The following is a 1,315-nucleotide window of genomic DNA, read 5'->3' as shown; positions in this document are numbered from 1 at the left end:
CGACTTACGAGAAAATGGAAGGCTTAGCCGTAACTGCAGACAATACTGTTTATGTCGTCAATGACAATGACGGTGTTGATGATAGCAATGGTGAGACGCAGTTAATCAACTTAGGTAATGATTTACTAAACTAAGTGTTAAACAGGTTTAGTCTTACTTAAACAAAAGGGGCCGGTCGATTTAGACCCGCCCCTTTTTTCATGCTCTAGGCAACACTCTTAGGTTCTTTCATTCGTAATGCAACGAAAGCGGCAATCGCCAGTAGAATTCCAGCCACGATAAATGACCAGACATAGGATCCGGTACTCGCGACTATCGCTCCCGATATTTTGGTCATCACAAAACCGCCTATTCCCCACGAAGTAAACAGAAGGCCATAATTGATACCAAAGGACTTCAAGCCCCACCAACCCTTACAAAAGGCAGGAAAAAGCGCCAGATTGGTACCGTAATTAAAGCCAATAAAGGTCGCCGACAAGACAATAAAGAACGCCATCGCCCCCTCACTAGAGACGACGAATATCGCCAGAAACATATTCAAAGACTGAAGCGCCAGGAAGATTGCCAAGGCAAGGTTTTTACCCATGGCATCAGACACCACGCCAGCAATAATCCGTCCTGAGGCATTACCTACCGCCATGATGGCGACGACGATAAACGCAGCGTTACCCATACTTTGCTTCGCCATCCCAGCCACGCTACCAATCACCATTAGCCCGGCTCCAGCGCCAATAAAATACAGAAACCAGAGTTTCCAAAATGAAGCCGTTTTAATAACCAGTGATGCATCCATGGATCTTTCAGGCTCACTGCGTTGAACCGGTTCCAAGTCTTCTTGCTCTGTTTTGGCAGGCAGTTCTTTAACTACATTCTGATCCGAAGATTCTGGTTCAGCAGGAACATAGCCCTCAGGCGGATTCTTAAGAAAACGGGATAGAATGCTTAAGGCAATAAAGAATGCAGCGCCAAAAAACATCATGGTGCTTTGCAAACCCCACTCACCAACAAGGTAAGAAGCCAAGGGGGCAATATAGACAGGTGCCAAGCCAAAGCCTGCAACGACCAAACCCGCAATAAGTCCGGTCTGCCCGCCGGGGAACCACTTCAGTGCAGGTGGCGTAGCCGAAGCATAACCAAAACCGATACCTGCACCGGTGAGCACACCAAAACCAAGCACCCAAGCTGTATAACTCGTGCTTTGCGAAATCACCAGCAAACCTGCACCCACTAACACGCCACCAATCAGTGCCGTTACCCTGGGCCCTAATAAGTCCTGGCACTTACCCGCCAGAATCATCGTAAAGGCAAACACTAA

The 1,315-nt window shown here is 47.8% G+C and carries 1 protein-coding gene; it reads right to left on the bottom strand.

What is annotated here, in order from left to right; translation table 11 throughout:
* Positions 1-205 precede the first annotated feature (205 nt).
* Positions 206-1,315, bottom strand: a 1,110-nt coding sequence (locus A3729_RS30220) for an OFA family MFS transporter (RefSeq protein WP_068634586.1), incomplete at its 5' end; no start/stop codon positions are given.

It is taken from the genome of Oleiphilus sp. HI0043, from assembly GCF_001634935.1.
The sequence above is the reverse complement of the archived record's forward strand: the minus strand, read 5'-3'. Positions and strand labels throughout refer to the sequence as shown.